Genomic DNA, 18,282 nt, shown 5'->3' with positions numbered 1-18,282 from the left:
CCGACGAAACGAGTCATTCCGCATGTCTGTATCCACGAGCAACACTGCAATCCGCAGTGACCTTCGCAACGTTGCCATCGTGGCGCACGTAGACCATGGCAAGACGACGCTCGTTGACGCGATGCTGAGGCAGACCAATTCCTTCGCCGCCCACAACCATCTTGAGGACCGGGTCATGGACTCGGGGGACTTGGAGCGCGAAAAGGGCATCACCATCCTCGCCAAGAACACCACCGTGTTCTACGACGGCCCATCGGCTGAGGGCGAAACAATCACCATCAACGTCATTGATACGCCCGGCCACGCTGACTTCGGCGGCGAGGTTGAGCGCGGACTGTCAATGGTAGACGGCGTGGTCCTGCTTGTTGATGCCTCCGAGGGCCCGCTGCCGCAGACCCGCTTTGTGCTGCGCAAGGCGCTGGCCGCGAAGCTGCCGGTTGTCCTGCTGGTCAACAAGACCGACCGTCCGGACTCCCGCATCGACGAGGTAGTCAGCGAGTCCATGGATTTGCTGCTCGGTCTTGCTTCGGACCTGGCCGATGAGGTTCCGGATCTCGACCTTGACCTCGTGCTCAATGTTCCTGTGGTCTACGCCGCAGCGCGAGCTGGAGCGGCGTCTCTGGAACAGCCGGCAGACGGCACCGTCCCGGAGAATGACAATCTTGAGCCGCTCTTCAAGACCATCATCGATCACATCCCCGCGCCGCGGTACAACCCGGAGGGCGTCCTGCAGGCTCACGTCACCAACCTGGATGCCTCGCCGTTCCTTGGCCGCCTCGCTCTGCTCCGTATCTTCAACGGGACGCTCCGCAAGGGCCAGCAGGTAGCCTGGGCCCGCCAGAACGGTGAACTGAAGACCGTCAAGATCACCGAACTGCTCGCCACCAAGGCCCTGGACCGCGTCCCCACCGAATCCGCTGGACCGGGAGAGATTGTTGCTGTAGCCGGTATCGAGGACATCACCATCGGTGAAACCCTGACCGACGTCAACAACCCGCAGCCCCTTCCATTGATCACCGTGGATGATCCGGCTATCTCCGTCACCATCGGTATCAACACCTCGCCGCTGGCCGGGAAGGTCAAGGGCGCGAAGGTTACTGCGCGACAGGTGAAGGACAGGCTTGATAAGGAGCTGATCGGCAACGTATCGCTGAACGTTCTACCCACCGCCCGCCCGGACGCCTGGGAGGTCCAGGGACGTGGAGAGCTGGCGCTGGCCATTCTTGTGGAGCAGATGCGCCGCGAGGGTTTTGAGCTGACCGTCGGCAAGCCGCAGGTTGTTACCCGGACTGTTGACGGGAAAATCCATGAGCCCATGGAGCACATGACCATCGACGTTCCCGAAGAGTACCTTGGCGGTGTTACCCAGCTGATGGCGGCACGCAAGGGCCGCATGACCAACATGTCCAACCACGGCACCGGTTGGGTTCGGATGGAATTCATCGTTCCGGCTCGGGGGCTCATCGGTTTCCGTACCAAGTTCCTGACGGACACCCGCGGCGCTGGAATCGCGTCCTCCTACTCCGAGGGCTACGAGCCGTGGGCAGGGGACATCGAGTACCGCACCAACGGATCGATGATCGCGGACCGCGCCGGGGTGGTCACCCCGTTCGCCATGATCAACCTGCAGGAACGCGGTTCCTTCTTTGTGCAGCCGACCTCCGAGGTGTACCAGGGCATGATCGTCGGCGAGAACTCCCGCGCCGATGACATGGAAGTGAACATCACCAAGGAAAAGAAGCTCACCAACATGCGTGCCGCTTCCTCCGACACCTTCGAGAACCTGACGCCTCCCCGCAATCTCACGCTCGAGGAATCACTCGAATTCGCGCGGGAAGACGAGTGCGTCGAGGTGACTCCGGAGTCCATCCGCATCCGCAAGGTGGTCCTCGATCCCAACGAGCGCATGCGCGCTGCCCGTTCACGCGCCCGCGCCTAGCAGGCGTAGGCAGTTGCCGGCTCCCGGCATGCAGGTGAACAAACAGAAGGACGACGACGGCGCCAATCCGGCCGCCGTCGTCGCTCCTTCTGCCCGTAGCGGCGACCGCCCGCGCGGAGTCCTCGCCTCCGTCCTCGGCGGCTCACTTGCGGCTGTGCTTGGCACCGCGCTTCATGCCCATATCTGGTACGTGAACGGTGTCGGGATTCCGGCCGGTGCGCTTGTCTCTGTAGTGCTTGCGACCAGTATTGCCGTGTTCGTTGCCGTGGCTGCCCGCAGCATCTTTTTCGCAGCCCTGACCGGAGTAGTCGCGTACATCCTGGTGGGGCTCGCGGCTTCTTTGTCCGCCGGTGCCCTTATCGCTGCCGGCGTTGAGGTGGAGGGCGCGCTTCCGCCTGTGGCCATTGCCGGCTATGTCTGGGTGGTGGGACTGGCCGTCGGAACGGTTGCAGCCGTTGCCCTGTCCTGGTGGGCGTTGCGGCCGTCAGCCCGTCCTGAAGCCGAAGCTCTGTAACGAAGCTCTGTAGTACTGTCTCAGTCCGCGGTGCGGTCTATGTGGTGGGCCAGCATGATGGAGGTCGCGGTGCCGTCCTCGTCCGATTCCCGCCGGGCGTATTCCTCGAACACGTGGCGGATCTTCTCCATCATCTCGGCGCGGTTGGCGTCATTGAGCCGCACTCCAAGACGCCACACGTCGATCTCCGAGGGGTTCAGCCCGTCTATTTCCTGAAGGAACGTTTCGACGAGTACAGGGGCCGCGTTGGGCATGCGGCTTCCCCACGACAATCCGGTGGCGCGATAGGGGATTTCCTTCGCGCCGCGATTGCCCGTCCGCGGCTCCTCGGCCTTCAAAAACTCGGTGGCGAGCAGAGTCCGCACATGGTGCAGCGCCGTGGCGGGGTTGAGATCCAACACCTCGGCGATTTCCTTATTGGTGCGTGCCTTATGCAGGCAAAGCCGGAGGATCCTGAGCCGGACGGGGGAGCTCAGCGCCCTGCCTCGTGCCTGGACGTCCTCATCTGTTTCCATGATTTCCAGCATACGTCAGCAGGCGCTTACTGATTGAATTTAGTCAATCGCGAGGTTGGCCCTACTGCGGGAGTTCTCGGACCGCGCCGCGGAGGTGGGGGAGGCACCGGTTTGGCGGCCGTCACGGCAACCAGCGGAACGACGACGTCCCCGCGCCTTCCTGAAATGGTGCAGGACAGATCGTCCCGTGCAGCCAGGTTGCCGAGTGCATCGGTGAGGCCGCCTTCGATCCGATACCGGACAACAACGCGGGTTCCCAACGGCAGGGAAGTCAGCAGGTGTGCGGCGGAGCTGGACATGGGCATAGCCTGTCATATTACGGTGGGCGCCGGTGGATGCCGGTCCCAACTCCTGTTGCGTTAAGCTGGAAGAGCGACGAAGAGCCGTTAGCGGCACCAGAATCCTAGGGAAGGCGTGGGAAGTGACCTACGTAATCGCACAGCCGTGCGTGGATGTGAAAGACAAGGCCTGCATTGAGGAATGCCCGGTTGATTGCATCTATGAAGGTGAACGCTCGCTGTACATCCACCCGGATGAGTGCGTGGACTGTGGGGCGTGCGAGCCGGTGTGCCCGGTCGAGGCGATCTACTACGAAGACGACACCCCCGATGAGTGGGCCGAGTACTACAAGGCCAACGTCGAGTTCTTTGATGATCTCGGGTCGCCGGGCGGCGCCGCCAAGCTTGGCAACACCGGGAAGGATCACCCGATCATTGCGGCCCTGCCGCCGCAGAACCAGGAAGCGTGACGTTAGCGTGACACCCAACCGGGCCTTCGGGCTCGACCTTCCGGACTACCCCTGGGATGCCATGGCACCCTACATCGAGGAAGCCCGGAAGCATCCGGACGGCGGGGTCAACCTCTCAATCGGAACTCCCGTGGATCCCACGCCGGAGGTTGTCCAGCGTGCGCTCCGCGACGCATCGAATGCGCCCGGTTACCCCACCACTCACGGCACGATCGAGCTGAGGGAATCAATCAGCGAGTGGTACCGCCGTCGTCGTTCTGTTCTTGGTCTTGACCCGGCAGATATTCTGCCAACGGTTGGTTCCAAGGAGCTTGTTGCGTGGCTGCCCACGTTGCTGGGGCTGGGAGCGGGCGATGTCGTTGTGCGTCCCACGGTTGCCTATCCCACCTATGACATGGGAGCCCATTTCGCCGGTGCAACACCGGTGGCCGCGGACTCGCTGGCTGAACTGGATCCGGGCACGCGGGCGCGGGTGCGGCTGGTCTGGCTCAATTCTCCATCGAATCCCACCGGCGCGGTCCAGGACGTTGAAGCCCTGCGTGCCATGGTCGACGCCGCCCGTGGACTAGGCGCGATGGTTGCCTCCGATGAGTGTTACGCCGAACTGGGCTGGGGCGCCTGGGATCCTGCCCAGGGTGGGAACCCGGTGCCCAGCATCCTCGATGCACGGGTCAGCGGAGGGTCCACCGAACAACTGCTGTCCGTCTACTCGCTGAGCAAGCAGTCGAACCTCGCCGGTTACCGGGCCGCGTTCGTGGCCGGTGACAGCGCGGTGCTGGCTAACCTCATCAACTCGCGAAAGCATGCCGGAATGATCGTGCCGTATCCGGTGCAGGAAGCCATGCGCGCAGCGCTTTCGGATGACGCTCATGTCGCCGCGCAGAAAGACCTGTACCGGGCTCGGCGGGAGCAACTCATACCGGCTCTCGAGGCCTTCGGGCTGACCATCTCCGCATCCAACGCCGGCCTGTACCTCTGGGCGACGGCGGGGGAAGACACCTGGCTGACGGTGAGGAGATTCGCGGAGCTGGGCATCATCGTTGGTCCCGGCACGTTCTACGGTGACGCCGGGAACGGGTTCGTCCGGGTGGCGCTCACGGGTTCGGATGAGCGGGTCGCTGCCGCGGCTGCCCGGCTCACCGCGTGAGACCGTGTTGCTATTGCACAACAACGCCTCAACCGATTAGTGCTGAAGGCGTTTGTGCCGGTAGCGTTTTAGCTGACTGAGCTGATCCAGCAATTTCGCATGCTTTTCCATAAGCTCCACAAGGAGAGTCAATGACTGAGCACAACGGCGCCTCACTCCAGTATGACGGAGGAAGCCTGAGCCTCCCGCTGATCCAAGCGGCAGAGGGCAACCACGGGTACGATGTCTCGAAGCTGCTCAAGCAGACCGGTGCCGTTACCTTCGATCCCGGTTTCATGAACACCGCGGCCACCACCTCAGCAATCACGTACATCGACGGCGATCAGGGCATCCTGCGCTACCGCGGCTACCCCATCGACCAGCTCGCCCAGCATTCGAGTTTCCTTGAGGTTTCCTACCTGCTCATCTATGGGAACCTGCCAACACCGACTGAGCTCGCCGCCTTCGATAACCGCATCCGCAGGCACACGCTCCTCCACGAGGAGCTCAAGGGCTTCTTCGGCGGATTCCCACGGGACGCCCACCCCATGCCGGTGCTGTCCTCAGCTGTCTCGGCGCTGTCCACGTTCTACCAGGACTCCCTGGACCCGTTCGACGATGAGCAGGTGGAGCTGTCCACGTTCCGCCTGATGGCGAAGCTGCCGGTCATTGCCGCGTACGCGCACAAGAAGTCCATCGGCCAGCCGATGCTGTACCCGGACAACTCCATGAACCTAGTGGAGAACTTCATGCGTTTGTGCTTCGGCCTCCCTGCCGAGCCCTATGATCTCGATCCCACCATGGTTAAGGCGCTGGACCTCCTGCTGATCCTTCATGCGGACCACGAGCAAAACTGCTCCACCTCCACCGTCCGTCTGGTGGGAAGCTCGAACGCCAACATGTTCGCTTCCATTTCCGCCGGCATCAACGCGCTATTCGGCCCGCTGCATGGCGGCGCCAATGAAGCCGTCCTGAACATGCTCCGGGAGATCAAGGCCAAGGGCATGCAGCCCGAGGACTTCATGGAGAAGGTCAAGAACAAGGAAGACGGCGTGAAGCTCATGGGCTTCGGGCACCGCGTCTACAAGAACTATGATCCGCGGGCCAAAATCGTCAAGGCCACCGCCCACGACATCCTTTCAAAGCTCGGCGGCAACGACGAGCTTCTGGACATCGCAATGCGCCTCGAAGAGAAGGCCCTTGCTGATGACTACTTCATCGAACGCAAGCTCTACCCGAACGTGGACTTCTACACCGGCCTCATCTACAAGGCGATGGGCTTCCCGGAGAAAATGTTCACCGTCCTCTTCGCGATCGGACGCCTGCCGGGGTGGATCGCGCAGTGGCGCGAAATGATGCAGGATCCGCAGACCAAGATCGGCCGTCCGCGCCAGCTGTACACGGGCGCCGGGGAGCGGCACTACCCCGCACGCTAGAAGTTCCAAACGCAGTAACAGCACGACGACGGCCGGTTACCTCCGCAAGGAAGGTGACCGGCCGTCGTCGTACTTCACGTTGCCGTGGCCTTGGCTAGGAGGCGTATCCCTGCGGGTTGTTCTTCTGCCAGCGCCAGTGGTCCTCGCACATCTGGTCCAGTGACTTATGCGCGGACCACCCAAGGTCTGCCAATGCTGACGAAGGGTCCGCATAGCTGACGGCTGCGTCTCCCGGCCGCCGGGGAGCGAATTCGTAGGGGATCTCGTGGCCGGCCGCCCTGGAGAAGGCTGCGAGCACCTCAAGCACCGATGAGCCGTTACCTGTCCCCAGGTTCCAGCGGTGCACCCCGGAGTGGGAGGTGAGAAAGTTCAGGGCAGCTACGTGGCCGTCCGCGAGATCCACCACGTGGATGTAGTCGCGGACGCCCGTGCCGTCCGGGGTCGGGTAGTCATTGCCGAAGACCAACACCTTCTCCCGTCTGCCGACCGCCACCTGTGCCACGAAGGGCAGCAGGTTGTTCGGGATACCCGTTGGATCTTCGCCGATCCGCCCTGACTCATGCGCACCCACCGGATTGAAGTAACGCAGCAGCGCGATGTTCCAGCGGGCGTCGGAGGCACCGACGTCGCTCAGGATGTCCTCGATCTGCTCCTTGGTGCGCCCGTAGGGGTTGGTTGCGTCCAGCGGCATTTTCTCGATGAGGGGTACCTCTTCGGAAGCGCCATAGACGGTGGCTGAGGAGCTGAAGACCAGGGTGCGCACGTTGTGGCGGTCCATGGTGCGCAGCAGGTTCAGGGTTCCACCCACGTTGTTGTGGTAGTAGAACAGCGGCTTCTCCACTGATTCACCGACGGCCTTCAGCCCGGCGAAATGGATTACGGCCTCGACGGCCTCGGCTTCGAACACGGCGTCGAGCGCGTGCTCGTCGAGCAGATCCACCTTGCGGAAAGCCACCTCGCGGCCGGCCAGCTCCTCCACCCGCCTCAGGGCGGTTTCGCTTGAGTTGTAGAGGTTGTCCACTACGACGACGTCGTGGCCCGCCTCCAGGAGTGCAAGTGTGGTGTGCGAGCCAATGTAACCGCTTCCGCCGGTGACGAGTATCTTCATGGGTTCAAGCCTACCGACCAGCGGTATTTCGGACCCAAGTGAGTCACCAGGCTCTTGCTCTGGAGACGTCGGGGCTATCGGTCTACCCTTGGAGGATCACGCGCGAGCCGGTTCGGGTTATGCCGGCGGAGAGGCGGGGACACCGCATGCACGTCAATGGAGCGCCCTCCTGGAAAGTGGGAGCCGGTACGTCTCTGGCCATGTGCTTCGCGCTGTATCTGCGGGACTGCGCCGGCCTCGGTGTGATCGGCAAGCCTGCAGTATCGCCGGTGAAGCCGCCTGTCCGCTGCCTGAATCCGCGCCAGGTGGTCCACGCCGCCGGCGGCGTTCCTGCGCTGCGGGTGGAGTGGGAGGCCTGGTGGTACCAACTGGTTGCCGGATACGGAAACGGTACGGTACTTCCTACGCCGCCGGACTTCCCGGAGCTTGACTCCATGCCCGCCCTTCAGCGCCTCACCCACGCTCACTATGGGACCGCATTGGAATGGACGCAGGAGCGTGACGCATCCTGGTGCGAGCGCGAACAACAGCGCATGCACGACGTAGGTCAGCGGCGGTTCGGTGATCTCGTCCGGGAACGCGAACTCGAACTTGGACGGCCCGCGAGGAACTTCTCGCTCTCCGTGGTGGAGCTGCCGCTGAGCGAAGACCGGGCCTGGTATGTCGAACCGGACATGCTCATTCTGAGCGAGGACCTCTACGACGACGAAGCGACCTTCCGGAGCTATGTCCAGCCGGTGGTGGAGATCATCGCGTAGCGCCTGCTAGGCGGCGACCTCGGCAAGGGTGATCAGCACCTGCCCGGTCTCAGTTTCTGCGGTGGTCCAGCCGCCGTCGGCCCGGTTCCACTGCAGTCCCGCATGGGAGACGGAGGTGATGCCCAGTTCCTTGGCATTGGCCACCGCAAACTGTGCCGCGGCCCACCCCTCTGATCCGGAGGCGCTGGTCACGAGACCCTTTTCGGTTGCAGCTGTGGGTAGGGCTGGAAAGACGGCTGCGAAGCGTTCGGTCACCGCTGCCGCGCTGCCTGATGCAACGGGCTTACGCAGTACGCAGTTCAGCGAGGCGGGGGATTGGCCCGTCAGCGCTGAGGCGAACGCGCGCGCCTCAGGCTCGTGATCGGCATAAGCGTCCGGGTAAGCGCTGCGCTGAACGAGCTGCGCGGCTTCCGTGATGGGCAGACTCTGATATCCCGGAACGGTGACCAGCTCATCGTAGAAGGCGCCGGCAGCGTAAATGGGATCCTGCACCTGCTCCTCGGTACCCCAGCCCTGGGACGGACGCTGCTGAAACAATCCCCGGGAGTCCGGCCCCGCCTGGTCACCGTAGTCCAGATTTCGCAGGCCCGATTCCTGGACGGCGGTGGCCAGCGCAATCGATACCGCGCGCGGCGGCAGGCCACGGTTCACGGCTACTCCCGCGATGGTGGATGCGTTTGCGGCCTGCTCCGGCGCCAGCTCATAGGTATCCGTACCGACGACGGCGCTGCACCGCTCACGGACCAGCACCTCAGAGGAGTTCAGTTGACTGACGGCCAGGTAGGCTCCACCGCCGACCACCGCCGTCAACAGCGTGAGGACACCGGCTGCGCGAAGGCGGCGCCGTCGTCGGGCCTGCTTCTTGGTCTGGAGCACTCAAATCCCTAGTTGGCGTGGAGCGCAGCGTTCAGTGCGATGCCCTGCCCCGAGCGCTGCCGGGCTTCGACGACGCCGGTGGTCGAGTTGCGGATGAAGAGCACTCCGGACTGCCCCGAGAGGTCGGCAGCCTTGGCGATCGAGCCATCCGGGAGGGTCACCTTGGTTCCTGCCGTGATGTAGAGGCCGGCCTCCACCACGCAGTCGTCACCGAGGGAGATACCGATGCCGGCCTGTGCGCTGAGGAGGCAGCGCTCGCCGATGCTGATGCGTTCCTTGCCGCCGCCTGAGAGGGTACCCATGATCGAGGACCCGCCGCCGATATCGGAGCCGTTGCCCACGACGACGCCGGCGGAAATGCGTCCCTCGACCATTGAGTGGCCCAGAGTTCCGGCATTGAAGTTGACGAAACCTTCGTGCATGACGGTGGTCCCCTCGGCGAGGTGTGCGCCCAGGCGAACCCGATCGGCGTCGGCGATCCGAACGCCCGAGGGCATCACGTAATCGACCATGCGTGGGAACTTGTCCACGCCGTACACCACCACCGTGCCGCGGGAACGCAGGCGCAGGCGGGTGGTTTCGAAGTTGTTGACGGCGCACGGGCCGAAGTTTGTCCACACGACGTTCGCGAGCAGTCCGAAGAGGCCGTCGAGGTTTATGCTGTTCGGCTGGACGAGCCGGTGCGAGAGCAGGTGGAGCCGGAGGTAGGCATCCGCTGCGTCGGCGGGCGCGTCGTCGAGCGAAGACACGGTGGTGACTACTTCCTGGGTCACTCCGCGCAGCGCGTCCGGCGCTGCAATAGCCGCTAGTTCGCTGCGCAGCGCATCGGCCTCGCCTGAAGCGTCGCCAAGAACCGGCTGCGGATACCAGACATCTAGTGTCGTTCCGTCTTCAGCCAGCGTGGCCAGGCCGACGCCGAAGGCGGTCCGCGTGGAGGTCTCGGAGGGGGTCAGGGAAGCAGAAGCCGTTTCAGTCATGGCTTCCATTCTACCGAGTAGCTGTTACCGGCTCCCGCCACATCGCCCAGTACGCACGCCCGGCTTCCCACCCCTCGCTTCGCTCGGCGCGGGGCGGGAGGCCAGTACGCTGGGGATCATGACAGCTTCCGACAGCGCGCGCCTTGATCCCTTCGCCGATGTGGCTCAGCTCACCGCGGACATCATCGACATCAACAGTGTCTCGGGTAACGAACGGGCATTGGCTGAAGAGGTGGAGGGGATCCTTCGCGCGTGTTCCCACCTGGAAGTGGTCCGGGACGGTGATTCGCTGATCGGCCGCACCAACCTCGGCCGTGCCGAACGGGTCATCCTGGCCGGTCATCTCGATACTGTGCCGCTGCCGCATGTGCCAGGCTCCCGCGGTACCGTCCCGAGCACCTGGGAGGGCGAGGTTCTCTATGGACGCGGTGCCACCGACATGAAGGGCGGAGTCGCCGTCCAGTTGGCGCTTGCTGCCGCGCTGACAGAGCCGTCCCGGGACATCACCTACGTCTTTTATGACCATGAGGAAGTCGAGGCATCCCTCAGTGGACTGGGCCGGTTGGCCGAAAGGTATCCGGACTGGCTCGAGGCGGATTTCGCGGTGCTGCTCGAACCCACCAACGGCACTGTCGAAGGCGGCTGCAATGGAACGGCCCGCTTCAATGTCACGACGACGGGGCGCGCCGCCCACTCTGCACGGGCCTGGATGGGGGAGAACGCCATTCACGCAATGGCGGAGGTGCTTGTTCGGCTTCGGGACCACGAGCCGGCCACGGTATCGGTGGACGGACTGGATTTCCGGGAGAGCCTCAATGCTGTCCTGATCAGCGGTGGCACCGCGGGGAATGTCATTCCCGATCGTGCCGTTGCCGAGGTGAATTACCGGTTTGCTCCGGATAAGACCCCCGAGGACGCCGAAAAGTATGTGCGTGACCTGCTTGCTGGTTTTGAGGTGGAGCGGACGGATGCGGCAGCCGGCGCGCGCCCCGGGCTGAACCATCCAGCTGCCGCTGCCTTCGTCGCTGCAGTCGGTGGGGAGCCGAAGCCGAAGTACGGCTGGACCGACGTGGCGCGTTTCAGCGCACTCGGCATACCCGCCGTGAACTTCGGTCCCGGCGACGCGCTCCTTGCACACTCGGACGACGAACACGTCCATGCAGATGCTGTCCGTACCTGCCTCAAGGCATTAAGCGACTGGCTCGCCTAGACCTGAGGTCGAGGCGAGCCAGTTGTTCGACGGAGGAATCTGCGTTTGGTCTAACCGGCGTTAGTCGGGTCGGTCAAAAGTACTTTCTCGTTCTTTTCCTTACGGGTCTTTCCGCCGGTCCTGAAGCTCAATCGGCCGGAGAGCTTGGTGGCGAAAGTGGTCAACATGAAGTTGATGATGATAAAGATCACCGCAGCGACGATGAGGGCCTGGAAGATGTTTCCCTCGCCCGATCCCAACCGACGGGAGTAGGCGAGTAGCTCGGAGTACGTGATAATGTACCCCAGCGCTGAGTCTTTGAGGATGACGACAAACTGGCTGACTAGTGCAGGCAGCATGGCGACCAGTGCCTGTGGAACCTCGATCGAGCGCAGCGACTGACTTCTCGTCATACCGATCGCCAATCCTGCCTCTCGCTGTCCTTTCGGGAGGTTGAACACGCCGGACCGCACGAGTTCAGCGATGACCGAACCGTTATACAGCGTGAGTCCGAGGACTACCGCAGCGAACGGCGAGTCCTGCGGACGGAGGAGGTCAAGGGTGCCGAGGAGCAACCAGAAGAAGATCATCATGAGGAGCACGGGTACTGCCCGGAAAAATTCGACGACGATTCCGCTGATCCACCGGATGACCGCAACATGGGAAAGTCGACCCAAACCGAAGATCAAACCGAAGACGATAGAGGTGACAACCGAGATAGCGGCCGCACGGAGGGTGTAGAGCAGCCCCTCGAGCAGGAAGAACCGCCAGGTGTCCCACTCCAGGAATGGAGTCCATTTTTCGGGCGCAAACTGCCCCTGAGCGGCCAGTGCCATGATCAGATAGCCGATGAGTCCGACAATCAGAACGGCACCGATGATGTTGCCGATCAGTATATTGCGACGGGACTTCGGGCCCGGCGCATCAAACAGAACCTGCTGTACGCTCATCGTGCCACCGCCAGTTTCTTCGAAGCCCAGGTTGTGAGCAGGCCGATTGGGATGACGAGAATGACGAATCCGAGCGCGAATGTGAAGAAAATTGGATAAATAACGTCGGAGCGGAACTCGATCATCTCCTTCATCACCGTTGAGGTCTCGATGGCAACTGATCCCGCTGCCGCGACCGTCGAATTCTTGATGAGCGCAATCAGTACGTTACCGAGCGGCGCAATCGCCCCTCGGAACGCCTGCGGGAGAATGATCAGGCGGGCAGCCGGCATGAAACTGAGACCTATTGCACGGGCCGCTTCAGCCTGGCCGAGGGGGACCGTGTTCACTCCGCTGCGAATAGCTTCACAAACGAAGGCTGCGTGGTAAATGGCAAGCCCGAGGATAGCGATCCGGAAGAGGCTGACATTGAGGTCTTCAGCAAGCGTGAAGCCGAGTTGGCCGAACAGGCCGAGGAACCCGAAGGCGAGGATGATCGTCAGGGGCGTGTTCCTGAAGATGTTGACGTACGCCGCGCCGAGCCATTGCAGGCTCGCGATGGGTGAGATTCGCATGAGCGCGAGAAGCGTGCCCAGCAACAGCGCCCAAACCCCAGCCCACAGGGTCAGCTGAATATTGACCCAGAATGCCCCGAGGACATCGTATTCGACCAGGAGGGACAGATAGTCCTCCATTTATTCGGCCTCCCATACATAGATGAGCGGTGGGACAGCCGGAGCCGCCCCACCGCGATGAGTGTCAATCAGACGCAGTCATCGGGCGTCGGCGGGTTCAGTTCCGAGTTCGGCTCGTAGTCAACGCCTTCAAGGTTGTTCGCCAGTGCTTCTTCCCAGGCGCCTTCTTCGATCATCTTCTCGATCGCCGCGTTGATGTCCGAGCAGAGCTCGCTCCCCTTGGTGAGGCCGACTCCGTAGCGCTCCTCCGAGAAGGTGTTGCCGACAACCTTGAAGTCGCCGCTTTCCGCATTGGCAGCGAGACCGGCAAGGATGATGTCATCGGTGGTGACGGCGTCAATAGCACCGCTCGCCATGACGGAAACGCACTCGGCGTAGCCTGGCTGCTCGACAAGGTTGACGCCGGGGTACTCTTCCTTGATCTTGGTCGCCGACGTTGATCCGGTGACTGAGCAGAGGTTCTTGCCCTCAAGATCTTCAGGACCGGAGATGTCGCTGTCCGCAGGAACCAGCAGGTCCTGACCGGCAATGAAGTATGGACCGGCGAAGTCGACGGTTTCCTTGCGGGTGTCCGTAATCGAGTACGTTGCGAAAATCATGTCAACCTGCTCGTTGGCCAGCATGTTCTCGCGGTTGGCCGAAGGGGCTTCCACCCATTCAATCTGGTCTTCGCTGTAGCCGAGCTCGCCTGCTACGTACTTGGCCACATCGACGTCGAAGCCGGTGTACTCGCCGCCCTCGTCGAAGCCGAGGCCGGGCTGATCGAACTTGATGCCAATGCGTACGGAATCAGCAGCTGCTTCGCCGGTGCCTTCTCCGCCGCCTTCAGGCTCGCCTCCGCCGCCGCAGGCGGACAGGGTGAGTGCGGCAGCCGCGGCCATCGCCAATGCGCCGTATCGTGTTTTTCGCATGATTTCTCCTCGCGTTATTTCCTGATGGGAATTCGTAGGTGGTCAGTGGGCAAGGATTTTGCCGAGGAAGTCCTTGGCGCGATCACTTTGCGGATTGGTGAAGAACTCTTCCGGGGTGGCCTGTTCAACGATCTGGCCGTCAGCCATGAAGATCACGCGGTCGGCAGCTTTGCGGGCAAAGCCCATCTCGTGGGTGACCACAATCATGGTCATCCCTTCCTTGGCCAGTGCAACCATGGCATCCAGGACCTCATTGATCATCTCCGGGTCCAGCGCGGACGTCGGTTCATCAAACAGCATCACCTTTGGCTGCATGGCGAGGGCCCGTGCAATGGCGACGCGCTGCTGCTGGCCCCCGGATAGCTGCGCGGGGAGCTTCTGTGCCTGGTTGTCCACGCCAACGCGCTTCAGCAGCGACATCGAAAGCTCTTTCGCTGCGGCGGCCTTCATCCCCTTGACCTTCACAGGGCCGAGAGAGACGTTCTCGAGGATGGACTTGTGCGCGAACAGGTTGAAGGATTGGAAGACCATGCCGACATCAGCACGGAGCTTAGCCAGGGCCTTGCCTTCTGCCGGCATTTCCTTCCCGTCGATCCGGATCTCGCCGTTGTCGATGGTTTCCAGACGGTTGATGGCGCGGCAGAGCGTGGACTTGCCTGATCCGGAGGGGCCGATCACCACCACCACCTCGCCGCGGGCAACTTCGAGGTTGATGTCCTTGAGTACATGCAGCTCACCGAAGTGCTTGTTGACGTTCTTCAAAGAGACGAGAGGCTGTGCTGACGAGTTGGACGCGGACGTTGGCGTGCTCGACTGTGTGTCACGAGTCATAGAAAGAAATGTAGCGAAGAATTCCCGACCGGCGATACAGCGGCTGGCCGAAAGTGGAAATCGTGATTCAAGAGCAACCAACGCGGAAGGGTCCCTGCGGCGGTTAGCCTTGGGTATATGAGTCCCCACAGCGGCACAAACGATCAGCACACCGGCCCTCCCGCGGCACCGGCGCGGCGTCGCGGACAGGTAGAACTCCGTCGGGACCAGGCGAGCACGGCGCAGTCCGATCAGTACCTGTTGGACTCCGATGAGGAAACCCCCTTCACCAAGACTGATCCCTGGCGGGTCCTGCGGATCCAAAGCGAATTCGTGGAAGGTTTTGGAACCCTGTCCGAATTGGGTCGGGCGATCAGCGTTTTTGGCTCCGCGCGGACTCCGAGGGATTCCCCGTACTACGCAATGGGTGAAGAAGTGGGACGGCTCCTGGTGGAAGCCGGGTACGCCGTCATCACCGGCGGCGGCCCGGGTGCAATGGAGGCTGCGAACAAGGGTGCCTGCGAGGCCGGCGGTGTTTCCGTGGGGCTCGGCATCGAACTGCCCTTCGAACAGGGCATGAACGAGTGGGTGGATCTCGGCATCAACTTCCGCTATTTTTTCGCCCGCAAGACAATGTTCGTCAAGTACGCACAGGGCTTCATTGTGTTGCCCGGAGGCTTCGGAACCCTGGATGAGCTCTTTGAAGCGATGACGCTGGTCCAGACGCAGAAGGTCACGTCCTTCCCGATCGTACTGATCGGTTCCGAGTTCTGGGGTCCGCTGTGGAACTGGGTGCGGAACACGCTGCTCGCCAACGGAATGATTTCGGAGAAGGACCTGTCACTGGTTCACCTGGTCGATGACCCGGCCGACGCCGTACGTGCCGTACTCGCTGATACAGCACGGCACACCGGGCCCTAAGCCATGACGGTTTTCCTCGTTGTGGTTGCGGTTGCGGCAGTGGGCGCCACTGCGTTCTTCGCCGTCGGGCGTGGGTGGCCCCGCGGGAGCGGGTCTTCAGGAGGAGAGCCCGGAGCCCTTCCCGGCCTGGTTGAACCGACGCCTTCCCTGCCGCCGGTCCTGCTCCCGGAACACCCGAGCGCTACGGACATCGGCAGTGTCCGCTTTTCGCTTGGGCTGCGTGGGTATCGCATGGATCAGGTGGACGAGGTCCTGGACAGTCTGGCAGCCGCCCTCGCCGAACGCGATGCTCTCATTGAAGCACTACAGGAGCAGAACCGGGAGCGCCGGTGAGCGCGGTCAGCGGCAGCGATGGCCGCCTGCGGTGCGGTTGGGCAGTGTCGAGCGCGGACTACGAGGCCTACCATGACAACGAATGGGGACGCCCGGTCACGGGCGAGGCTGCGCTCTTCGAAAGGATCAGTCTCGAAGCGTTCCAGTCCGGGCTGAGCTGGATCACTATCCTCCGCAAGCGGGAGAATTTTCGTGTGGCTTTCGCCGGATTCGAACCGCGGAGAGTTGCCGCTTTCGATGACGACGACGTCACACGCCTCCTCGGCGATGCAGGCATTGTGCGCAACCGGGCCAAAATCCTCGCAACCATTGCGAACGCCCACGCGCTCCTCGCGTTGCCCGCGGGCACAACGCTTGGAGGAATCCTGGACGCGCACCGGCCGGCGCCGAAACCAGCGCCGCAAGCACTCACCGATGTTCCCGCCGTAGTGCCGGAGTCTGTCGCGCTTGCGAAAGAACTCCGATCCCGCGGGTTCCGCTTCGTCGGTCCCACCACCGCCTATGCCATGCAGCAGGCAACCGGATACGTCAACGATCACCTTGCGTCCTGCTGGGTGAGGAACAATTCAGCGTAGCGGTGTGATGGGCGCCGCACCTGCGATTAGCTCGGCACGCACTTCTGCGGGATAATAGGGAAAGGACGAGCGTACGGGGGAGTCTCCGCCGTGCAATGTTGACCGCGGCCTTCGTCCGGTCGCGCACCGTGGAAGGAAACTACTTAGATGGCTGCGATGAAACCCCGTACCGGTGATGGACCCATGGAGGTCACCAAAGAGGGACGCAGCCTCATCATGCGGGTTCCGATCGACGGCGGTGGACGCCTCGTCGTCGAGCTCAACGCTGAAGAAGCAGGCAAGCTCAAGGATTGCCTGCTCACGGTAACGGGTTAGAGAACCAGGGTTTTCAGGCGGAAGTTCAGGCCGGCATCTTGACGGCCATCAGGAGACCATTCCCGGCCGGCACCAGCGTGCTGACCAACTGATCGTTAGTGCGCAGCGTCTTGCCTACCTGCCGCAAGGTGTTCGTGGAGGCGTCCCGTACCGCGGGGTCGGCAACCTTGCCACCGTCAAGGGCGTCGTTGATCAGAATCAGTCCTCCGCGCTTCAACAGACGGACTGCCTGGTCAGCGTAGAGCGGAAGGTTGGCCTTGTCCGCATCGATGAAAACAAGGTCGTAGGCAGCATCGGTCAAGCGGGGAAGTACGTCGGCTGCCCGCCCGGAAATAGTCCGGGTGCGGTTCGCCGGAATTCCTGCCTCGGCATAGGCCTCGCGTGCAGCCCGAAGATGGTCTACATCCGAATCGATAGTTGTCAGCACTGAGTTCTGGCCCATGCCGCGCAGCAGGCATACGCCGGAAACACCCGCCCCGGCGCCGACTTCCACCACGGTCATCGCTTTTGACGCAGCAGCGAGTACCGTCAGAGCCGCCGCAATTCCCGTACTGACGGGGGAAACTCCGAGCTCGTGGGATCGGTCCCTCGCCCGGAGCAAAACATCATCTTCAACGGGCAGGCCTTCCGTGTAGGACCAATTCGCCTGCTTCTGCGCGCTCATGATGTTCCGTTCTGTCCAGGAGCCAAAGGGTGATCGTAGCCGTCCGGGCTACCGGACGCCGCCGCTTCCAGCCTACTGCCGATCCGGCATGGGCACCGGTAACGCCGTTTCCGGACAGCCCCGCGCCCCGGAGACTCGCGCCATTTATTCAGCGGGCTCTCAGCTACATCCGGCACCATGAATATGCAAGAGATGCGATCCGAGGCATCCAAAAGAGGCAAAGCCCCGAATACCATATGCACGCGGTTCCGGCTCTATAGGCGGGCATCGCGCACATTCAATCGAGGGCGAGAGGAGAAGGTCGATGTCTACTTCGCGCATAGTGGCACCAGCAGGGAACGCCACCACCGGAGAGCACGATCAGGAGGTATCCGACTGGGTCCCTCCAACATGGGAGGAAGTGGTCAGGGACCACTCACCAAAGGTCTACAGGCTTGCATACCGGCTGACTGGCAACAAGTATGATGCCGAGGACCTCACGCAGGAGGTTTTCGTGCGTGTCTTCCGTTCGCTTGCTAACTTCAAGCCCGGAACGCTGGACGGCTGGCTTCACCGCATCACCACCAACCTCTTCCTGGATCAGGCACGGCGCAAGAATCGCATCCGCTTCGATGGGCTTGCCGATGATGCCGAGAATCGCCTGCCCAGCACCCACCCCAGCCCGGAACGCAGCTTCGAATTCAACAACCTCGACCTCGACGTACAGGCGGCCCTTGAGGAGCTGCCGCCGGACTTCCGTGCTGCTGTTGTCCTGTGTGACCTGGAGGGACTTCCGTATGACGAAGTTGCGCGCGCGCTCGGCGTCAAGCTCGGTACTGTGCGCTCTCGGATCCACCGTGGCCGCACCATCCTTCGGGAGAAACTTGCCCACCGGGATCCCCGGCAGTCCGAATCCGCCCCACCCCGCCTCAGCCTGCCGCGCATAGCAGGTGCCCGCTAGATC

At 62.5% G+C, this 18,282-nt stretch carries 22 protein-coding genes; 12 read left to right on the top strand and 10 right to left on the bottom strand.

The window, feature by feature from the left end; translation table 11 throughout:
• Window positions 1–22 precede the first annotated feature (22 nt).
• Together typA and ABFX19_RS00565 are read left to right on the top strand one after the other, a co-directional pair.
• Entirely contained in the window at window positions 23–1,939 is a 1,917-nt protein-coding gene (gene typA, locus ABFX19_RS00570; protein WP_056544321.1) for a translational GTPase TypA, read from the top strand.
• Window positions 1,940–1,967: 28 nt separating this feature from the next.
• A complete protein-coding gene (locus ABFX19_RS00565) occupies window positions 1,968–2,453 on the top strand; it encodes a hypothetical protein (RefSeq protein WP_346027130.1) in 486 nt (161 codons plus the stop codon).
• Window positions 2,454–2,473: 20 nt separating this feature from the next.
• On the opposite strand, the gene ABFX19_RS00560 is transcribed toward ABFX19_RS00565, so the two are convergent.
• Window positions 2,474–2,968: an ArsR/SmtB family transcription factor gene (locus ABFX19_RS00560; protein ID WP_277357658.1), complete on the bottom strand. Its 495-nt coding sequence runs from the start codon at window positions 2,966–2,968 to the stop codon at window positions 2,474–2,476.
• Window positions 2,969–2,994: 26 nt separating this feature from the next.
• Window positions 2,995–3,267, bottom strand: a complete 273-nt coding sequence (locus tag ABFX19_RS00555; protein ID WP_277357657.1) for a putative acetyltransferase — start codon at window positions 3,265–3,267, stop codon at window positions 2,995–2,997.
• Window positions 3,268–3,389: 122 nt separating this feature from the next.
• Between ABFX19_RS00555 and fdxA the strand changes: the two genes are divergently transcribed.
• From fdxA to ABFX19_RS00540, 3 genes are all read left to right on the top strand, one after another.
• A complete protein-coding gene (gene fdxA, locus ABFX19_RS00550) occupies window positions 3,390–3,716 on the top strand; it encodes a ferredoxin (RefSeq protein ID WP_056544327.1) in 327 nt (108 codons plus the stop codon).
• A gap of 7 nt (window positions 3,717–3,723) precedes the next feature.
• A complete protein-coding gene (dapC, locus tag ABFX19_RS00545) occupies window positions 3,724–4,863 on the top strand; it encodes a succinyldiaminopimelate transaminase (protein WP_346027129.1) in 1,140 nt (379 codons plus the stop codon).
• Window positions 4,864–4,994: 131 nt separating this feature from the next.
• Entirely contained in the window at window positions 4,995–6,278 is a 1,284-nt protein-coding gene (locus ABFX19_RS00540) for a citrate synthase (protein ID WP_277357655.1), read from the top strand.
• Window positions 6,279–6,372: 94 nt separating this feature from the next.
• On the opposite strand, the gene galE is transcribed toward ABFX19_RS00540, so the two are convergent.
• Window positions 6,373–7,386, bottom strand: coding sequence for a UDP-glucose 4-epimerase GalE (gene galE, locus ABFX19_RS00535; RefSeq protein ID WP_346027128.1), 1,014 nt, complete (start codon window positions 7,384–7,386; stop codon window positions 6,373–6,375).
• A 146-nt stretch (window positions 7,387–7,532) separates the two neighbouring features.
• Between galE and ABFX19_RS00530 the strand changes: the two genes are divergently transcribed.
• Entirely contained in the window at window positions 7,533–8,144 is a 612-nt protein-coding gene (locus tag ABFX19_RS00530; RefSeq protein WP_277357653.1) for a hypothetical protein, read from the top strand.
• A 6-nt stretch (window positions 8,145–8,150) separates the two neighbouring features.
• On the opposite strand, the gene ABFX19_RS00525 is transcribed toward ABFX19_RS00530, so the two are convergent.
• Together ABFX19_RS00525 and dapD are read right to left on the bottom strand one after the other, a co-directional pair.
• Complete coding sequence (locus ABFX19_RS00525; RefSeq protein ID WP_346027127.1) at window positions 8,151–9,020, bottom strand: hypothetical protein; 870 nt, start codon at window positions 9,018–9,020, stop codon at window positions 8,151–8,153.
• 8 nt (window positions 9,021–9,028) lie between these two features.
• Complete coding sequence (gene dapD / locus ABFX19_RS00520; RefSeq protein WP_277357652.1) at window positions 9,029–9,997, bottom strand: 2,3,4,5-tetrahydropyridine-2,6-dicarboxylate N-succinyltransferase; 969 nt, start codon at window positions 9,995–9,997, stop codon at window positions 9,029–9,031.
• Window positions 9,998–10,115: 118 nt separating this feature from the next.
• On the opposite strand from dapD, the gene dapE reads away from it, so the two are divergent.
• A complete protein-coding gene (dapE, locus tag ABFX19_RS00515; RefSeq protein ID WP_277357651.1) occupies window positions 10,116–11,207 on the top strand; it encodes a succinyl-diaminopimelate desuccinylase in 1,092 nt (363 codons plus the stop codon).
• A gap of 50 nt (window positions 11,208–11,257) precedes the next feature.
• Here dapE and ABFX19_RS00510 read toward each other — a convergent pair whose 3' ends face one another.
• From ABFX19_RS00510 to ABFX19_RS00495, 4 genes are all read right to left on the bottom strand, one after another.
• Window positions 11,258–12,136: an amino acid ABC transporter permease gene (locus ABFX19_RS00510; RefSeq protein ID WP_346027126.1), complete on the bottom strand. Its 879-nt coding sequence runs from the start codon at window positions 12,134–12,136 to the stop codon at window positions 11,258–11,260.
• On the bottom strand, window positions 12,133–12,810 hold the full coding sequence (locus ABFX19_RS00505) for an amino acid ABC transporter permease (protein WP_277357649.1): 678 nt from the start codon (window positions 12,808–12,810) through the stop codon (window positions 12,133–12,135). Before ABFX19_RS00505 ends, ABFX19_RS00510 begins: the two co-directional genes overlap by 4 nt.
• A gap of 68 nt (window positions 12,811–12,878) precedes the next feature.
• Entirely contained in the window at window positions 12,879–13,721 is an 843-nt protein-coding gene (locus tag ABFX19_RS00500; RefSeq protein ID WP_277357648.1) for a glutamate ABC transporter substrate-binding protein, read from the bottom strand.
• Window positions 13,722–13,763: 42 nt separating this feature from the next.
• The gene (locus tag ABFX19_RS00495; RefSeq protein ID WP_277357647.1) at window positions 13,764–14,552 is read right to left on the bottom strand and encodes an amino acid ABC transporter ATP-binding protein; all 789 of its coding nucleotides are present in this window, start codon (window positions 14,550–14,552) and stop codon (window positions 13,764–13,766) included.
• Window positions 14,553–14,669: 117 nt separating this feature from the next.
• Here ABFX19_RS00495 and ABFX19_RS00490 point away from each other — a divergent pair, with 117 nt between their 5' ends.
• From ABFX19_RS00490 to ABFX19_RS00475, 4 genes are all read left to right on the top strand, one after another.
• Window positions 14,670–15,452, top strand: a complete 783-nt coding sequence (locus ABFX19_RS00490) for an LOG family protein (protein ID WP_277357646.1) — start codon at window positions 14,670–14,672, stop codon at window positions 15,450–15,452.
• Window positions 15,453–15,455: 3 nt separating this feature from the next.
• A complete protein-coding gene (locus ABFX19_RS00485) occupies window positions 15,456–15,785 on the top strand; it encodes a DivIVA domain-containing protein (RefSeq protein ID WP_277357645.1) in 330 nt (109 codons plus the stop codon).
• Window positions 15,782–16,360 (top strand): DNA-3-methyladenine glycosylase I, encoded by a 579-nt coding sequence (locus ABFX19_RS00480; protein WP_277357644.1) that lies wholly within the window; start codon window positions 15,782–15,784, stop codon window positions 16,358–16,360. Before ABFX19_RS00485 ends, ABFX19_RS00480 begins: the two co-directional genes overlap by 4 nt.
• Before the next feature lie 147 nt (window positions 16,361–16,507).
• Window positions 16,508–16,675: a DUF3117 domain-containing protein gene (locus ABFX19_RS00475; protein ID WP_081737717.1), complete on the top strand. Its 168-nt coding sequence runs from the start codon at window positions 16,508–16,510 to the stop codon at window positions 16,673–16,675.
• Window positions 16,676–16,700: 25 nt separating this feature from the next.
• Here the strand turns inward: ABFX19_RS00475 and ABFX19_RS00470 are convergent, their stop codons facing one another.
• Window positions 16,701–17,339: an O-methyltransferase gene (locus ABFX19_RS00470; RefSeq protein ID WP_277357643.1), complete on the bottom strand. Its 639-nt coding sequence runs from the start codon at window positions 17,337–17,339 to the stop codon at window positions 16,701–16,703.
• A gap of 304 nt (window positions 17,340–17,643) precedes the next feature.
• On the opposite strand from ABFX19_RS00470, the gene sigE reads away from it, so the two are divergent.
• Window positions 17,644–18,279, top strand: coding sequence for an RNA polymerase sigma factor SigE (gene sigE, locus ABFX19_RS00465; protein ID WP_277357642.1), 636 nt, complete (start codon window positions 17,644–17,646; stop codon window positions 18,277–18,279).
• Window positions 18,280–18,282 lie beyond the last annotated feature (3 nt).

Origin of the sequence: Arthrobacter parietis (assembly GCF_039530425.1) — a bacterium.
GTDB classification, from domain to species: Bacteria; Actinomycetota; Actinomycetes; order Actinomycetales; family Micrococcaceae; genus Arthrobacter_D; species Arthrobacter_D parietis.
This window is presented reverse-complemented; position numbering and strand designations above follow the sequence as displayed.

Excerpts from the sequence above, each read along its gene's own strand:
- ABFX19_RS00560 (WP_277357658.1), bottom strand. The coding sequence starts at position 2,968 with ATGGAAACAGATGAGGACGTCCAGGCACGAGGCAGGGCGCTGAGCTCC.
- typA (WP_056544321.1), top strand. The coding sequence starts at position 23 with ATGTCTGTATCCACGAGCAACACTGCAATCCGCAGTGACCTTCGCAAC.
- ABFX19_RS00510 (WP_346027126.1), bottom strand. The coding sequence starts at position 12,136 with ATGAGCGTACAGCAGGTTCTGTTTGATGCGCCGGGCCCGAAGTCCCGT.
- ABFX19_RS00495 (WP_277357647.1), bottom strand. The coding sequence starts at position 14,552 with ATGACTCGTGACACACAGTCGAGCACGCCAACGTCCGCGTCCAACTCG.
- dapE (WP_277357651.1), top strand. The coding sequence starts at position 10,116 with ATGACAGCTTCCGACAGCGCGCGCCTTGATCCCTTCGCCGATGTGGCT.
- ABFX19_RS00470 (WP_277357643.1), bottom strand. The coding sequence starts at position 17,339 with ATGAGCGCGCAGAAGCAGGCGAATTGGTCCTACACGGAAGGCCTGCCC.
- ABFX19_RS00475 (WP_081737717.1), top strand. The coding sequence starts at position 16,508 with ATGGCTGCGATGAAACCCCGTACCGGTGATGGACCCATGGAGGTCACC.
- ABFX19_RS00530 (WP_277357653.1), top strand. The coding sequence starts at position 7,533 with ATGCACGTCAATGGAGCGCCCTCCTGGAAAGTGGGAGCCGGTACGTCT.
- sigE (WP_277357642.1), top strand. The coding sequence starts at position 17,644 with ATGTCTACTTCGCGCATAGTGGCACCAGCAGGGAACGCCACCACCGGA.
- ABFX19_RS00500 (WP_277357648.1), bottom strand. The coding sequence starts at position 13,721 with ATGCGAAAAACACGATACGGCGCATTGGCGATGGCCGCGGCTGCCGCA.
- ABFX19_RS00485 (WP_277357645.1), top strand. The coding sequence starts at position 15,456 with ATGACGGTTTTCCTCGTTGTGGTTGCGGTTGCGGCAGTGGGCGCCACT.
- ABFX19_RS00565 (WP_346027130.1), top strand. The coding sequence starts at position 1,968 with ATGCAGGTGAACAAACAGAAGGACGACGACGGCGCCAATCCGGCCGCC.
- ABFX19_RS00490 (WP_277357646.1), top strand. The coding sequence starts at position 14,670 with ATGAGTCCCCACAGCGGCACAAACGATCAGCACACCGGCCCTCCCGCG.
- ABFX19_RS00505 (WP_277357649.1), bottom strand. The coding sequence starts at position 12,810 with ATGGAGGACTATCTGTCCCTCCTGGTCGAATACGATGTCCTCGGGGCA.
- ABFX19_RS00555 (WP_277357657.1), bottom strand. The coding sequence starts at position 3,267 with ATGTCCAGCTCCGCCGCACACCTGCTGACTTCCCTGCCGTTGGGAACC.
- ABFX19_RS00540 (WP_277357655.1), top strand. The coding sequence starts at position 4,995 with ATGACTGAGCACAACGGCGCCTCACTCCAGTATGACGGAGGAAGCCTG.
- galE (WP_346027128.1), bottom strand. The coding sequence starts at position 7,386 with ATGAAGATACTCGTCACCGGCGGAAGCGGTTACATTGGCTCGCACACC.
- dapD (WP_277357652.1), bottom strand. The coding sequence starts at position 9,997 with ATGACTGAAACGGCTTCTGCTTCCCTGACCCCCTCCGAGACCTCCACG.